At 46.2% G+C, this 15,464-nt stretch carries 14 protein-coding genes; 8 read left to right on the top strand and 6 right to left on the bottom strand.

Features of this window, described 5'->3' with window-relative positions:
• Nucleotides 1-3 precede the first annotated feature (3 nt).
• The 3 genes from EOPP23_RS11595 to EOPP23_RS11585 all read right to left on the bottom strand — a co-directional run bounded on the left by EOPP23_RS11595 (nt 4) and on the right by EOPP23_RS11585 (nt 3,281).
• Nucleotides 4-1,185, bottom strand: a complete 1,182-nt coding sequence (locus tag EOPP23_RS11595; RefSeq protein WP_153766148.1) for a Gfo/Idh/MocA family protein — start codon at nt 1,183-1,185, stop codon at nt 4-6.
• 27 nt (nt 1,186-1,212) lie between these two features.
• The gene (locus EOPP23_RS11590) at nt 1,213-2,049 is read right to left on the bottom strand and encodes an ATP-binding cassette domain-containing protein (protein ID WP_153766147.1); all 837 of its coding nucleotides are present in this window, start codon (nt 2,047-2,049) and stop codon (nt 1,213-1,215) included.
• 92 nt (nt 2,050-2,141) lie between these two features.
• A complete protein-coding gene (locus tag EOPP23_RS11585) occupies nt 2,142-3,281 on the bottom strand; it encodes an ABC transporter permease (protein ID WP_153766146.1) in 1,140 nt (379 codons plus the stop codon).
• A 297-nt stretch (nt 3,282-3,578) separates the two neighbouring features.
• Here EOPP23_RS11585 and EOPP23_RS11580 point away from each other — a divergent pair, with 297 nt between their 5' ends.
• The 5 genes from EOPP23_RS11580 to EOPP23_RS21785 all read left to right on the top strand — a co-directional run bounded on the left by EOPP23_RS11580 (nt 3,579) and on the right by EOPP23_RS21785 (nt 8,572).
• On the top strand, nt 3,579-4,553 hold the full coding sequence (locus EOPP23_RS11580; protein WP_228550689.1) for a sugar ABC transporter substrate-binding protein: 975 nt from the start codon (nt 3,579-3,581) through the stop codon (nt 4,551-4,553).
• Between the two features lie 168 nt (nt 4,554-4,721).
• Nucleotides 4,722-5,534 carry a 5-deoxy-glucuronate isomerase gene (gene iolB, locus EOPP23_RS11575; RefSeq protein WP_153766145.1) on the top strand — a complete coding sequence of 271 codons (813 nt, stop codon included), beginning with the start codon at nt 4,722-4,724 and terminating at the stop codon, nt 5,532-5,534.
• 90 nt (nt 5,535-5,624) lie between these two features.
• Nucleotides 5,625-6,611 (top strand): inositol 2-dehydrogenase, encoded by a 987-nt coding sequence (gene iolG / locus EOPP23_RS11570; RefSeq protein WP_153766144.1) that lies wholly within the window; start codon nt 5,625-5,627, stop codon nt 6,609-6,611.
• Between the two features lie 42 nt (nt 6,612-6,653).
• Nucleotides 6,654-8,156, top strand: coding sequence for a CoA-acylating methylmalonate-semialdehyde dehydrogenase (locus EOPP23_RS11565; RefSeq protein WP_153766143.1), 1,503 nt, complete (start codon nt 6,654-6,656; stop codon nt 8,154-8,156).
• 266 nt (nt 8,157-8,422) lie between these two features.
• Nucleotides 8,423-8,572, top strand: a complete 150-nt coding sequence (locus tag EOPP23_RS21785) for a transposase (protein ID WP_153766181.1) — start codon at nt 8,423-8,425, stop codon at nt 8,570-8,572.
• A gap of 13 nt (nt 8,573-8,585) precedes the next feature.
• On the opposite strand, the gene dpaL is transcribed toward EOPP23_RS21785, so the two are convergent.
• The 3 genes from dpaL to EOPP23_RS11545 form a co-directional block, all read right to left on the bottom strand.
• Nucleotides 8,586-9,764 (bottom strand): diaminopropionate ammonia-lyase, encoded by a 1,179-nt coding sequence (dpaL, locus tag EOPP23_RS11555; protein ID WP_153766142.1) that lies wholly within the window; start codon nt 9,762-9,764, stop codon nt 8,586-8,588.
• 83 nt (nt 9,765-9,847) lie between these two features.
• A complete protein-coding gene (locus tag EOPP23_RS11550) occupies nt 9,848-10,231 on the bottom strand; it encodes a RidA family protein (RefSeq protein ID WP_153766141.1) in 384 nt (127 codons plus the stop codon).
• Between the two features lie 51 nt (nt 10,232-10,282).
• Nucleotides 10,283-10,990, bottom strand: a complete 708-nt coding sequence (locus EOPP23_RS11545; protein WP_153766140.1) for a transcriptional regulator — start codon at nt 10,988-10,990, stop codon at nt 10,283-10,285.
• Between the two features lie 308 nt (nt 10,991-11,298).
• On the opposite strand from EOPP23_RS11545, the gene EOPP23_RS11540 reads away from it, so the two are divergent.
• The 3 genes from EOPP23_RS11540 (at nt 11,299) to EOPP23_RS11530 (ending at nt 15,372) form a co-directional block, all read left to right on the top strand.
• Nucleotides 11,299-12,465 (top strand): Xaa-Pro peptidase family protein, encoded by a 1,167-nt coding sequence (locus EOPP23_RS11540; RefSeq protein WP_153766139.1) that lies wholly within the window; start codon nt 11,299-11,301, stop codon nt 12,463-12,465.
• Between the two features lie 86 nt (nt 12,466-12,551).
• Nucleotides 12,552-14,129 (top strand): BCCT family transporter, encoded by a 1,578-nt coding sequence (locus tag EOPP23_RS11535; protein ID WP_153766138.1) that lies wholly within the window; start codon nt 12,552-12,554, stop codon nt 14,127-14,129.
• Nucleotides 14,130-14,214: 85 nt separating this feature from the next.
• A complete protein-coding gene (locus EOPP23_RS11530; protein ID WP_153766137.1) occupies nt 14,215-15,372 on the top strand; it encodes a M20 aminoacylase family protein in 1,158 nt (385 codons plus the stop codon).
• The last annotated feature ends 92 nt before the right edge of the window (nt 15,373-15,464 follow it).

The raw sequence follows: 15,464 nt of genomic DNA, 5'->3' as shown, positions 1-15,464 counted from the left end.
ACGTCATTGGTCAGAACTCTGCACTGACTTCTTGTTATTTTTTGGCAGTACCTGAGCATCACGATCGACAGTGATCCAGCACCTGTCCTTGCAGGACTGTTCAGCGGCATCGAGAATGACATTAACACTGTAAGCTGCCCTGAAGTCTGGCCATAAAGGCTTATTGCCTGCCAGCCCTTCCACGAGATCTCTCACTTCTACCGTTTTCATATCGTTGTAGCCCAGACCGTGTCCGGCGCTGACGCAAAAATGTTGATAATCCGGATGTTCAGGTCCGGTTAGAATGCGCTTGAATCCGTGTCGGTCAGATGGACCTTCCGGTTTGAACAGCTGCAATTCTGATAAGCGCTCCTGGTCGTAAATGAGCGAGCCCTTGGTGCCGTTAATTTCAAACCAGAGACTGTTTTTTCTACCCCAGGCTATGCGTGACGATTCAATAGTACCGATGGCGCCATTAGCGAAACGCAGCATCATATGCATTTGATCGTCGTTTTCGACGGTGTCGTATTGATCCGGTTGACCATTCAATGGACGGTTAACATGCACTGTTTGTGAATCAGCACAGAGTTCATTAATAGGCGCGATCAGATACTGGGCCAGATTAATAATGTGAGAACCCAGATCCCCAAGAGCTCCCGAGCCTGAAAACTGTCGCTTTAATCGCCATGAGAAAGGCGTATTGGCATCAGCCAGGTAGTCTTCATTAAACGTACCGCGAAAGTGGACAATGTCTCCTAACTCACCCTGCTCAATGATCTCTTTTGCCAATTGAAGAGTAGGGTTTTTAGCGTAATTGAATCCCACCAGTGTTTTTACACCGGCTTTCTCCGCTGCCAGTGTCATTTCCAGAGCATCAGCCGCATTCAGAGCCAGAGGCTTCTCGGAGTAAACATGTTTACCTGCTGCTATAGCCGCCAGTGCCATCTTTTTATGCAAATAGTTGGGCGAACAGATGTCTACGACATCGATATCCGGATCGTTGACCAGTTGCTGCCAGTCTCCCGTTGAACGGTTAAACCCAAGCTCTTCAGCTTTCTCTGCAGCAATGTCGGCATCAACCTCTGCAACCATTTCACAGACTAGTTTTGCGCTGAGGGGAAAAACGGCCGGTGCCGTTTTAAAGGCAATGGCGTGAGCTTTCCCCATATAGCCGGTACCAATCAGTCCTACCCGGATTACTTTCATTTTTATATCCTGATAATCGACGGTGTCTCAAGCAATAGCAGCTGCTTCAGGTTCTTGTGTCACACTGTTTTTTACTGAATCCAGACGAGCGAACTCTTCCAGTTCGGATTCAAGAGCTTCGAGTTCTTGCCCTCCCGCCATCATTTCCAGTATCTCTTCACGACTAACGTCTGACTTCAAAAAAGTACCAAGGCTGTGTCCACGATTCAGCAATGTAAAACGATCCCCAACAGGGTAAGCATGATGAACATTGTGAGTGATCAGAATGACTGCAAGTCCTTTAGCCTTTGCCTTGGCCACGACTTTCAGAACATTAGCGGATTGTTTAACACCCAGAGCTGCAGTGGGTTCATCAAGTATCAACACCTTGGCGCCAAAGTGAATGGCTCTGGCAATGGCAAGGCACTGCTTCTCACCACCGGACATGGTGCCTATAGCGTGTTCGGGGTCTCGAACATCAATACCCATTTCTGCCAGTCCGGCGCAGGCAATTTTGTTGGCTTCTTTGGTATCAAATACTTTAAAAGGGCCCCATTTTTTGGTCAGTTCCCTGCCCATAAAAAAGTTCCGGGTCACGCTCATTAAAGGCACCAGAGCCAGATCCTGGTAAACCGTTGCAATACCTGCATCCAGCGCACTTCTTGGCGAGTTGAAACAGGTGGGTTGACCATCAAGCAGAAACTCGCCTTCAGACGGTACATGAACACCCGCCAGTGTTTTGATCAGGGTGGATTTGCCTGCGCCGTTATCACCAAGAAGGCAATGGACTTCACCCATTTTCACCTGCATGTCGATATCTTTCAGGGCAATAACAGAGCCGAAATAACGACTGACTTTTTTGAGTTCGAGAATGAATTCGCTCATTTCACAAATACCTGTTTTTCTGAACGCTTTTTGTTTTTATATTCTTGTCGTCTAGCGTTCGTATTAAGTGTGATTAATTTAGGTAAAGCGGTTTAACGGGCTTCTGTCACCCGCTTGCGAATGTAGTTGTTAAACAGCACAGCCATAAGAAGCATCACACCCAGGAAAACCCTGAACCAATCTGAATTTATGCCGGTAAAAAATATGCCCATCTGCACAACACCGAATATCAAAGCACCAAAGCAGGCACCAATCACCGAACCATAACCTCCGGTTAACAGGGCACCACCGATAACCACAGCAATAATGGCTTCAAATTCCTTGAGCAACCCACGGTCTGCCGCCGCTGACCCGAATTCCAGAACCTGACAGGAAGCATAAAGAGCGGCACAGAATGCAGTGAAAACGAACAACAGTATTTTTACCTTGTCAGTAGGAACACCGACATTTTTAGCCGCTTTATCATCACCACCGGTTGCAAAGATCCAGTTACCAAAAGAGGTGCGCATTAGCACCCAGCTGGACACTGTGGCCAGTACCAGACACCAGACAACGACCATGGGAATACCCGTGAAAACCGGAGTGCCATCGGCATAAGCTTCAAGCCAGCCTTTGGTGACCAGCCATTGAAAAAATGAAGTGCCCAGTTCACCGCCAAAGAAGGGTGCCAACCAGTCATTCTCAGCAATTTCACTGACGCCACTGATGATGGTTTTGTTGGTCATTAAAATAGACAGAGCAATGGTCAGGCCACGAAGAATAAAGAGAAAGGCTAGAGAAACAATAAACGACGGCAGACCGGTCCTGACAACTGTGTAACCGATTAGTGCACCTATAGCCATGGCTCCGGCCATGGCAAAAATGATACTTACCCAGACTGGCCAGCCCCAGTAAGTAGCAGGAATAGCGATCATCATTCCTGCGAAGCCAATCATCGAACCAATAGAAAGATCGAACTCACCGGCGATCATCAACAGGCAGGCACCTATCGCCAGAATGCCCAATTGCGCAGATACTGTCGTCCAGTTAAGAATGCCGTCGGCACTGAACATGCCTGAGTCACCAGCAAATACTGCAAAAAACAGTAGTACGAGAATAGCGCCTGACACTGAGCCTAGTTCTGGCTTACTCAATAGTTTTTTTAATCGGGATTCTTCCCGGACTCGTTCGTCAGGTTTTGTATTCGATGCAGATTGGGTCGCAGGTACATCCACTGTGATAACTCCGATCATATTATTCTTATTATCTGTTATGCCATCTGATGAATAGTTCGTATGCATAACAATGATTGAAGTCATAATGGAATAATATTTCCAAAAAAACAAGAGTTGGAATTAATGTGATGAAGTATTAATATCCACTGAGTGAAGCTGTGCACTGTTAAGTCCGGTTCATTATTGACAAGATTTGTTTTTAGGTGGAAAGTGTTTGTGGAATAAAAATTCTATAAATAAAAAACAATAAATATTTTATTCGGTGAGAGAAGGTGAAAATCAGGCTTTCATCGAAATGTATTCCGGAGAGAAATAATGACAAAAACAACAAAACTGAAAACTCTCAGAAAAACGACTGCAGCCGTATTATTAGGAGGTATTGCAGCAGCGACCATGATGACACCGTTGTCAGCCAGTGCGGCCGATGAACGCTTTGTTCTGGTCAGTCATGCACCGGATTCAGACTCCTGGTGGAACACCATCAAGAATGCAGTAAAAGCAGCCGGTACTGATATGGATGTGTCCGTTGAATACCGAAATCCGCCTACTGGTGATCTGGCTGATATGGCAAGAATCGTCGAGCAGGCCATTGCCTCCAATCCCGACGGTTTAATCCTGACCATTGCTGATTACGATGTACTGAAGAAACCACTCAGAAAAGCTAAACTCAAAAACATCCCTGTTATCACGATCAATTCCGGTACCCATGAGCAAAGTGAACAACTGGGCGCATTGCTCCATGTTGGACAACCTGAATACGACGCGGGTTATGGCGCTGGTAAGAAAGCAAAGGCTGATGGTGTGACCAGCTTTGCCTGCATTAATCACTATATTACTAACCCGGCGTCCGTTGAACGATGCAAGGGGTTTGCTGATGCAATTGGTGTAACACTTGATGGCAACATGATTGATGTTGGCAGTGACCCGACAGCGATTGAAAAGAAAGTAATGGCTCACCTGAGACAAAAGCCTGAAACAAATGCTGTGTTGGCCCTCGGTCCAACGTCTGCACATCCGACTATTCGTGCACTGAAAAAGATGCATAAGTCAGATGACATCTACTTTGGCACATTTGATGTTAGCGATGACATTGCCAAGGCGATCAAATCAGGTGAAGTGAAGTTTGCTATTGACCAGCAACCTTACCTGCAAGGTTATCTGCCAGTAGTTGCCCTTACTTTGTACAGCCGCTACGGCATTATTCCTAGCAACAACATTAACTCCGGCCCCGGATTCATCACCAAAGACAATATTGCCCAGGTTGAGAAACTGGCTGGTGAAATTCGTTAAGTAGAATGTAAAAAGTCAGTGCCATTTGTTTTGGATTGTTCTGGCAAATGGCATTTTTTACAGAGAAGACTGAAAGTGAATCCAGAATAAGCGCCATTTAATGGAGTATTCTGATATGTCTACCGTCTTTCAAGGTGGTGGGCATAGCGTTTGATAACAGGATTTTTTATGTCGTTTTTATTATCTCGTCCGACCCTGCCCGATCAACAGGGGCGTATTCAGAGCATTACGCCTGAATCTGCAGACTGGAAGTATGTGGGGTTTGAAGTCTTTCAATTGAAAGCAGGCCAGTCCCTGGAGCAACTGACAGTTAACAATGAAGTGTGCCTGGTACTGGTTAGTGGCAAGGCAAATGTCTCTACTCGTAATGAAAACTGGAATCAAATTGGCGACCGTGATTCTGTTTTCGATCAAAAAGCGCCTTACAGTGTTTATATACCACCTTCTGATCTCTTTTCGATTGTCGCTGAAACCGATATCGAACTGGCTGTTTGTAAGGCTCCTGCTGAAGGGCGTTTCCCGGCAAAACTGATTCTTCCTGAAGAGTGTGAATATCAGACTCGTGGCACCGGCACTAACCAGCGACATGTCTGCAATATTTTGTTTAACGAAGGCTCTGCTGAAAGCTTGCTGGTGTGTGAGGTCATTACCCCCAACGGGCATTGGTCGAGTTACCCTCCCCATAAGCACGATCAGGATGCAGAACCTGTCGAAACCCTGTTGGAAGAAACCTATTATCACAAGGTTAACCCTCCTCAAGGCTTTGCTTTTCAACGCGTTTATACCGACGATCGCTCTCTGGATGAAACCATGGCCGTAGAGAATAACAACGTTGTGATGGTACCAAGAGGCTATCACCCGGTAGGTGCTGCGCATGGTTACGATCTCTACTACCTGAATGTTATGGCAGGCCCAAAACGTAACTGGGTTTTTAAAAATGATCCTGCCCACGAGTGGATTGTTGAAGCAAATAAGAAGTAATAAAATCTGAATTCCGAAAGCTGATATTCAAAAGAAAGCCGGTATTCAGGAAATAGTTGTCGTAAGAATAAAAATTAAAAGAGAATCATCATGCTTAATTTTGCCATGTTTGGTGCAGGACGTATTGCCAACGTCCATGGTCAGACTTTAAGTGAGCACCCTGACGCGAACCTCAAATACGTGGTTGATCCTTTTCCGGATGCCGCGATGGCCGTAGCAAAAAAATTCCAGGCTAAAGTGGTGGACGCTGATGTTGTTTTTGCAGACTCAGCCATCGATGCTGTTCTGATTTGCAGCCCAACAGATACTCACTCCGGATTGATTGAAAAAGCGGCTCTGGCAGGCAAAGCAATTTTCTGTGAAAAACCGGTAGATCTGGATATTGATCGAGCTCGTCACGTTGCAGACATCATCAAAGAAACAGGTGTGCTTTGTTTCCTTGGTTTTAATCGCCGTTTTGACCCGACCTTCAATGCGCTCTATCAGGACAAACAAGCCGGACGAATAGGCAATCTTGAACAATTAGTGATTACCAGTCGTGATCCTTCTCCGCCACCTGTTAGCTATATCAAGGTATCCGGAGGTTTGTTCAGGGATATGATGATTCATGACCTGGATATGGCCCGCTGGATGCTGGGAGAAGAGCCGGTAGAGGTTCATGCCACTGGCAGCTGCCTGGTAGATCCGGCGATTGCTGAAGCAGGTGATATCGATTCAGCGATGGTTACGCTGAAAACAGCCAGCGGAAAATTATGCCACATCAACAACAGTCGTCGTGCAGCTTACGGTTACGATCAGCGCATTGAACTGCTGGGTGAAAAGGGCATGTTGCAAGCAGCGAACCATAAAGAGAACGAAGTTCGCTACTTGGGTTCTGAAGGCGATATCAGTGAAAAACCTCTGCATTTCTTCCTTGAACGTTACATGCCGGCCTATAGAAGAGAACTTCAATCCTTTGTTGATTCTGTGACAGAAGGAAATAAACCGGATGTATCCATCGATGATGGTGTGAAAGCACTCGAACTGGCTGATGCCTGCTACCAGTCCCTGAAGTCTGGTCAGACAGTTTATCTTTGATTAATCACTTTACGTCGTAAGTTATCCGGGAAAAAAATTACAATGAAAACCATCTACAACTTTATAAACGGCCATTCTGAACCCAGTGTTTCTGATCGGGTCGGTGCAGTATTCAATCCAGCCACAGGCGAGCAAACTGCGGTTGTGCAATTGTCTACAGCGGACGAAACAGCTCAGGCTATCGAAATAGCATCAAGAGCATTTCCAGCATGGTCCTTGACCAGTCCACTAAAACGAGCACGCATCATGGCTCGATTCAAAGAGCTGGTCGAACAGAATGCCGATGAACTGGCCCATATTATTTCTCGTGAACACGGCAAGATTTTATCTGATGCAAAGGGAGAGTTGACCAGAGGCCTGGAGGTTGTTGAGTTTGCAACAGGGATTCCACATCTATTAAAAGGCGAACACTCCATGAACGTAGGTTCAGGTGTTGATAGCTGGTCACAGATGATGCCGCTGGGTGTATGCGCCGGAGTCGTGCCATTTAACTTCCCGGTGATGGTGCCTATGTGGATGTTCCCGGTAGCGCTGGCCTGCGGTAATACCTTTGTATTGAAGCCTTCTGAAAAAGTGCCCGGTGCCATGATGCGGCTGGCAGAGTTGTTGAAAGAAGCCGGATTGCCCGATGGTGTTTTCAATATCGTAAACGGTGACCGGGAAGTAGCTGATGTGCTACTGACTCACCCAAAGGTAGAAGCGATCAGTTTTGTAGGTTCTACGCCGGTGGCAGAACATATTTACAACACTGGTTGTAAGCACGGCAAGCGGGTTCAGGCACTCGGTGGTGCTAAAAATCATATGGTTATTATGCCAGACGCAGATATGGAAGCTGCAGCCAATGCACTGATGGGCGCAGCTTATGGCGCTGCTGGCGAACGCTGCATGGCTATTTCTGTAGCGGTTCCAGTGGGAGAAGGTACCGCTGAAAAACTGTTAAGCGCACTGATGCCAAAGATAGACGCACTGAAAGTAGGCCCGGGTATTGTCGAAGGGCCGGAAAACGACATGGGTGCATTGATCAGTGAGCAGCATCTGGCAAAGGTAACAGGTTATATAAACACAGGCGTTAATGAAGGCGCAGAACTTCTGATTGATGGCCGCGGACTGACTGTTGAAGGACATGAAGGGGGGCATTTCACAGGACCTTCTTTATTTGATCGTGTTACCCCTGAAATGACTGTCTACAAGGAGGAGATCTTTGGCCCTGTTTTATCCGTCTGCCGTGTAGATAGCTTTAAGGATGCAGTAGAACTGATTAACAATCATGAATATGGCAATGGCACAGCGCTGTTTACCCGAGACGGTAAGGCAGCCAGAGAGTTTGCTCAACATATTCAGGTAGGTATGGTTGGAGTGAATGTTCCTGTACCCGTTCCTATGGCTTTCCACAGTTTCGGCGGATGGAAGAAATCCTTGTTTGGACCTCTGCATATGCACGGGCCGGATAGTGTTCGTTTTTATACCCGTATGAAAATGGTAACGACCCGCTGGACTGAGCATGACAAGGCCGAGTCTGTTTTTACGATGCCAACGATGGGATAAAGAAATTGAAAGTTCTGACCAGTTGCTGCTGCCAGTGCAGTTTGGTCAGATATTTTCATTCTGGAGACTATTTGAAAAGTGACCGGGCACTAACATGGAAGAATTTACAGGTTTGAGTTAAATATCTCTCATCACCTGCTACGAGGGAAATATTATGTATCCCTCAGATTTGATCGCTGATGAATGGAAACTTATCAAGTTTTTTTCCTGATCCTGGTTACGATAAATCAAAAAATGGCAGACCAGGAGGAGACTGGCCTTAAGGGCTGTTTCTTGATGCCATTTTTTACGTTGATAAGACGGACTGCCAATGGCGACAGGTGCCTTCTGACTTCCCTTTATGGGGCACCGTTTACACGTATTTTCGGAACTGGAAGCTGGGTGGCAGCTTCAAAATAAGCTGCCTGCTTTTATGAATAGCAACCGGAATTAGTCTTTGGTTGTTGGGAGAGAACCTTCCCAGACAATATGTCGATAACGCTCAGGGTTTGTATCACCCTCTGTGCTGAAGATAAGAACAACAGAATCTTTATTTAAGCCTACGGTTTCAGCAAGTAATTTTCCTTCCGGATGTACAGCCATCTGGTAAAGAAGGCCCATGTTAATGCCGCCTGACTCACCACTGATTATAGCTGTATCTCCCTGTAGAGGATTGCCAAGTATACGCATACCGGTAGCTGTTACACTATCTGTTACAGATGCAAAGGCATTGCTACAATCGCGAAGCACAGGCCATGTTAAAGGATTGGGTTCACCACAGGCCAAACCAGCCATAATTGAGTTGAGGTCTCCATCAACACTAATCATGTCACCAGCTTTACTAGTACCTGATCGATAAATACAGTCAGCAGCTCTGGGTTCGGATATAACGGTGTTGAAATTCTCTGATCCCAACTCATCAGCCAGATACCCCAGAATGCCTCCAGCCATGGCTCCTACGCCAGCCTGAAGCATTACGTGTGTCGGCGCTTCTGCAGTTTGCTCCAGAGCTTCTGCAGCCATGGTTGTGTAACCTTGAGAGATCCAGGTTGGAATCTTTTCGTACCCTTCCCAAGCGGTATCCTGAACCAGCATCCAGCCATTTTTATCTGATGTCTGGCTGGCAAGGCGAACCGTATCGTCATAGTTGACGTCGGTTACTATACACTCTGCTCCCAGACCTCGAATGCGGTCGACACTCGCTTGAGGAGAACCTTTCGGCATATAGACAACCGCGGTCTGTCCCATTTCGCGAGCAGCCCATGCGACACCTGTGCCATGATTGCCTGCAGTGGCTGTGGCAAAAATCAGAGGTTTTTTCAGTTTTGACGAGATAGTTTTCAGATCTACTTCATCAATATCAATTTGCAGGTGTTCTGCCAGTAATCGACCTAAGGCATAGGAGCCACCGAGAACTTTAAAAGCATTCAACCCGAAACGATAGGATTCGTCTTTAACCTGAATTGATTTAACGCCCAGCCTTTCTGCCAGTGCAGGCAGCGAAACCAGAGGAGTTGGAGTGTAACCTTCAATTTTCTTATGGAAGGAACGTACTTTCCTGGCTATTTCGCTGGTAAATAAAGGGCTGGTCGTGCCCGTATAAAAAGTGTTTTTAGAGAATTTGAGCATGATCAGTCACTTGAAAATGGCATTGCAGGTAAAGGCCAGTCAGACTGACCTTTGAGTTATCAGCACAGCTTTCGAAGTGTTACTCAATTAATGAAAGCGATAGCTTCAACTTCTACCAGTGCATTTTTAGGCAGGCAGGCTGCTTGAATGCAAGATCGGGAAGGTGCATTCTCAGTGCCGAACACTTCGGTGTAAACCTCATTAAAAGCTGCAAAGTCGTTCATGTCGGCCAGGAAGCACGTGGTTTTGATGACGGAATCAATGGAAGCACCGCTTTTTTCCAGAACAGACTTCAGGTTCTTAAGAGACTGATAGGACTGCTCCCTGATGCCACCTTCAACAAACGCCATTGTTTTCGGGTCAAGAGGAAGCTGCCCGGAAGTAAAAGTCAGGTTCTGGAATGCGATACCCTGAGAGTAAGGGCCGATAGCAGCAGGAGCGAGGTCGGTGTTAATAACTTTTTTCATGATACTACCTTTGGAACAAGTTATTGGTTTGTAGGTGTGATGTGCGAGAGTTTATTTCTGGATCTTTAATTGCGATTTAAACTCACGAATGTATTTGTAAACGGCATGTCGTGTAATTTGCAGTCCATCGGCAACAATTGTCGTTGCTTCCTTGAATTCAAAAATACCGTTATCAAAGAGTATTCTGGTAATAGCTTTCTTTCTGCCTTTAGCATTTACAGATGCATTGTTTTCAATGTCATGAATTGCAGTGCTCAATGCCTGTTCAATAATATCTGACGGGGAAGTACTGAAATTTTCACTGGTCTGTAAGTTGGTCGTTTCAAGGTTTCCTGGCATCAAGGTTTTCATGATTTCCGGGAATGGGTGAGACAGGTTAATATTGATGCAAAACATACCTACTGCCCTGTCATCCTCTCCAGTCAAAATACAACTGGTAGATTTCATCAGAGACCCATCTTTATTCTTGGTGAAATAGCTCTTGGGAGCCATGACACCTGTCTCTTCAAATTCACGGAACACTTTCAAACCAAGATCTGTGATAGGAGCACCGATCTTTCGGCCTGTATGATGACCGTTCACTATCTTGACCACAGAGTCTTCAAAGCTTTTAAAAGAGTGGATAACAACTTCACAGTGTGGGCCAATCAGGTCAGCAATGGTTTCCGCCAGCAGACCATGGCGAGCCAGGCACTCTTCATCCTTCTTGGTAAAAGTCATATTAATTGAAGAGCTTCCAGTGGAATTCTTTGCGTTCATAAAATCAATACTTAGGTAAATATAGTGAACTTTGAGGGCTGTATTGTGTGCGAAGTAAACAGCATTATCAATCCGTATAGTTAAGTATTTTTAATTATATGACTGTATTTTTGACTATAAAGTGCACTAATAAGGTCATTTTACAATTAGCCTAGTTGTATTTAGTTGATTTTAAATAATAAAAAGTTAACTATTGTTAACAGTGATTCAGGTCAAAATATTTAACTTTTATCTATATATCATAGTGCCCAATATTTAACCGAGCAGCGACTTGCCATTCACGAGCGGTTGCAGCCAGTGAGGGTGTTATGACTGATTTCCTACGTCGCGGTTTTGAAACAGCTGAATTCGAAAACCGTACAGCACGAGCTCAAACTGTGATGCGTGAGATGCAGTTGGATGCAATGCTTTTTACTACCGAGCCTAATGTCCGCTACTTCACTGGCTTTCACACTCAATTCTGGCACAGCCCTACCCGTCCATGGTTTCTTGTTGTTCCTGCTGAAGGAAAGCCTGTAGCTATCATTCCGGAGATTGGTGCGACTGGCATGGCCAGCACCTGGGTTGATGAGATCATCACCTGGCCTTCCCCAGAACCGGAAGACGACGGAATTACGCTGGTTGCTGGCGTTATTAACGGTATCGCTTCCCGTTTCGGTCGTGTAGGTGCCACGCTGGGTATTGAGTCTCACCTGCGCATGCCGGTTAACAACTTCAATCAGTTGAAAGGTATGGTCAACAAAGACTTTGTTGATGTTTCTCTGGCTGTTCATGGTCTGCGTCAGATCAAGTCTCAGGCTGAAATCGATAAAACCCGTGAAGCCTGCCGCATTACCAATGTTGGCTTTTCCAAACTGCCTGAATATGCCCGTGCCGGCATGAGCGAACGTGAAATTTGTAAGCAGTTCCGCATTGATATGTTGCGCGAAGGCGCTGACGAATGTCCGTACATCATTGCCGGTTCCGGTCCTGACGGTTACGACAGCATTATCATGGGGCCAACTGATCGTGTTGTTGAGAAAGGTGATGTACTGATCATCGATACCGGTGCCGTATTTGACGGTTACTTTTCTGACTTTGACCGAAACTGGGCCTTTGGCCATGCCAGTGAACAGACCAAAGCAGCTTATCGTGCGGTTTATGAGTCCACTACCAAAGGTTTTGAAGCAGCCCGTCCAGGCAACACTACAACTGATATTTACAATGCTATGTGGGGCGTACTGGAAGCGAATGGTGCTCTGGGTAACGACGTTGGTCGTCTGGGCCACGGTCTGGGTATTGAGCTGACCGAGCGTCCTTCCAATACTGCAACAGACAACACAGTGTTGAAGCCCGGCATGATCATGACATTAGAGCCTGGCATGTTGTACGCACCGGGTAAGTCCATGGTTCATGAAGAAAATATTGTGATTACCGAAGATGGTGCTGAGTGGTTGAGCGAGCGCGCTGAACCTGAACTTATCGTTATTAAGTAACTTCTGGTCGGAGCCAGCTTGCTGGTTCCGATTACAGCGTAGCGATTTTATGTTCCGGTACGCTCAATCAGGATTAAGAGGTTCCCATGACTGAAAAAACACAAGAACTTAAACAGGGTAAACTGCTATTTACCTGCACGATGACATTCATTGTCATCACCGTTTTAGCGGGGCTTCTGTTCCCGGATACACTCTATACCGTTGGTATAGGTACCATGAACTATCTGACTGACACTTTCGGTTATGTCTACATCGCGGGCTCCTTTGTATTTGTAGCCATGATGATGTTCTTTGCTTTCAGTAAATATGGCCAGATTCGTCTCGGTCCGGACGATGCGAAACCTGAGTTTTCCACTATTTCCTGGATCGGTCTGCTGTTCTCCGCCGGTATGGGTACAGTTATGCTGTATTGGGGTGTGGCGGAGCCGGTTTACCACTACGTGAACCCACTGGTCACTACTGGTATTGAACCAATGACTCCAGCTGCCGCTTCCTTTGCACTGAAGCGCTCCTTTATTCATCAGGGTATTCAGGCATGGGCTTCATTTGCAGTGCTGGGCCTGGTTATCGGTTACCTGATGTACCGCAAGAACGAAAATGGTCTGGTAAGTAACATCCTGCTGCCATGGGGACGTGATAAAGCGAATGGTTCCATGGGTAAGATGATCAATATCATCTGTGTATTTGGTGCTATTGCCGGTATATCTACCTCTCTGGGACAGACCGGTTTGTCTCTGGGCGTGAGTATTGAATACCTGTTCGGTATCCCTTCCTCTAATCTGGTAACGGCTTGTCTGGTTGGTGTGATTGCTGTTATTACCATTATTTGTACTACTACCGGCCTGGAAGGCGGTATCCGTCGTCTTTCTGACTATAACCTCTATTTATTGGCAGGTCTGATCATCCTTGTTGGTCTCCTCGGCCCAACCAAGTTGATGGTTAACGTTTACTTTGACACCCTGGGTAACTACCTCAACGGTTTCTTCAGCGACGCTTTGAAGCTGCCAACTTTTGCTGCCAAGGATGAAACCTCCTGGATCTCCGGCTGGCCGATCTATTACTACGCATGGGCAATTGCCTGGGCTCCTTTTGTTGGTCCTTTCATTGCTCGCGTATCCAAGGGTCGTACCGTTAAAGAATTCATTCTGGGCTCTCTGGTTCTGCCTTGCCTCGGTATCTTCATCTGGGTAGCGTTCTTCGGCACTATCGGTCTGGAATCTTCACCTGAAGTCCTGAAGGCTGCTGCCGCTTCTTCTAAAGCCGCAACGTTTATTGTGCTGGAAGACTTCCCGATGGGTAAACTGATTTCCTTTGGTGTGGTTATTGCCTTGTTCACCTGCTTCATTACTTCTCTCAATAGTTCAACCTTTGTACTGAGCAGTATGTGTGAAGATGGCTCTGATAACCCAAGTAACAAAATGCGCACAATCTGGGTTATTGCACAGGCAGCTATGGCTCTTACCCTGATGATGGGTAGTACTTCAGGTATCGAGTTGCTTCAAAGCATCAGTTTGATTTTTGCACTTCCTCTCATTTTCGTACTATTCCTCTGTCTGGTAAGTACTGTGAAAATGTTCCGCAGTGAATTTTCAGATGAAGCGGTAAAGGAGTTCGCGGAAGAGAGCCAGCCGAAAACCATTGAGGCTAACCCTCAGGTAGCTTGAGAAAATAAAGTATCGGCATAACAAACACGCCCCTGACCGTTTAACGGAAAGGGGTTTTTTATTTTCGAATTGTTGAGACTGAATTATGAGTATCCAGGAACAGATCATTGGGTGGAGACACCACCTCCATAAGCATCCTGAGACAGGGTTAAAAGAACACCAGACAGCCGGCTTTGTTGCTGCGAAACTGGAAGAGTTTGGTATAGAGGTCCATCAAAATATTGGTGGCACAGGTGTTGTTGGCATACTGAAATGTGGCAACAGTGATCGTTCTATCGGCTTACGCGCTGATATGGATGCTCTGATGATTAATGAAACCAATGATTTCGACTATAAATCTGTCAATGAAGGCGTTATGCACGCCTGTGGGCATGATGGACATACCTCTATGTTACTGGGGGCGGCTTCAGAACTGTCACGTACCCGAAACTTCGACGGCACAGTCTATTTTATTTTTCAGCCAGACGAAGAACATGGCATGGGTGCCAAGGCGATGATAGCTGACGGGCTGTTCACTCGCTGGAGTATTGATGCTGTCTACGCTATCCATAATATGCCAGGCATTCGAGCCGGACAGGTACTGACCCGCTCTGGTTCAATAATGGCAAGCGAGAGCAGTTTCGAGATAGATATTATTGCAACAGGTGGTCATGCCGCTCTACCACATATGGGAACAGATCCTATTGTTGTGGGTGCGCAGATTGTTTGTGCCCTGCAGACTATTGTTTCACGTAACCTCAGTGCAATCAGTGAAACCGCTGTTATCTCGGTGACAGAATTTGCAACCAACGGCACTGTTAATGTCATTCCATCTCACGTAAGAATTACTGGTGATACCCGTTCTTTTACTGACGAAGCACTGGCGAAAATAGAAGCAGCGATTGAGCGGGTTGTTGCAGGGCAATGTGCATCTGCAGGTGTTGAGTACAAATATAAATTCACCAATACCTTCCTTTCTACCATCAACTCACCCAGAGAGACTGAATACGCTATTCAGGCTGCACAGGAAGCGCTGGGCGCAGAAAACGTTGATGGTGATTGTCAGCCCCTGACCATAAGTGAAGACTTTTCATTTATGCAAAGGGAAGTGAACAGTTGCTACATACTTATGGGAAATGGTGTGGATACTGAAGGCGGTAATGCCCTGCACAAGCCAAACTATGATTTTAATGACAATATACTTATGAAAGGTGTCGCTTACTGGCAGACTCTGGTTGAGAACCGACTGCCAGCAAAGAAATGAGATTGTGAAAAATGTGGTCGGAGAGGGCGCGCGTGTGCCTCCGACCTCCATAGTTCAGTATTGACTGGAGTGTTATCGCTCACTTTAAAGGC

Origin of the sequence: Endozoicomonas sp. OPT23 (genome assembly GCF_009653635.1) — a bacterium.
Taxonomy (GTDB): domain Bacteria; phylum Pseudomonadota; class Gammaproteobacteria; order Pseudomonadales; family Endozoicomonadaceae; genus Endozoicomonas_A.
This window is presented reverse-complemented; position numbering and strand designations above follow the sequence as displayed.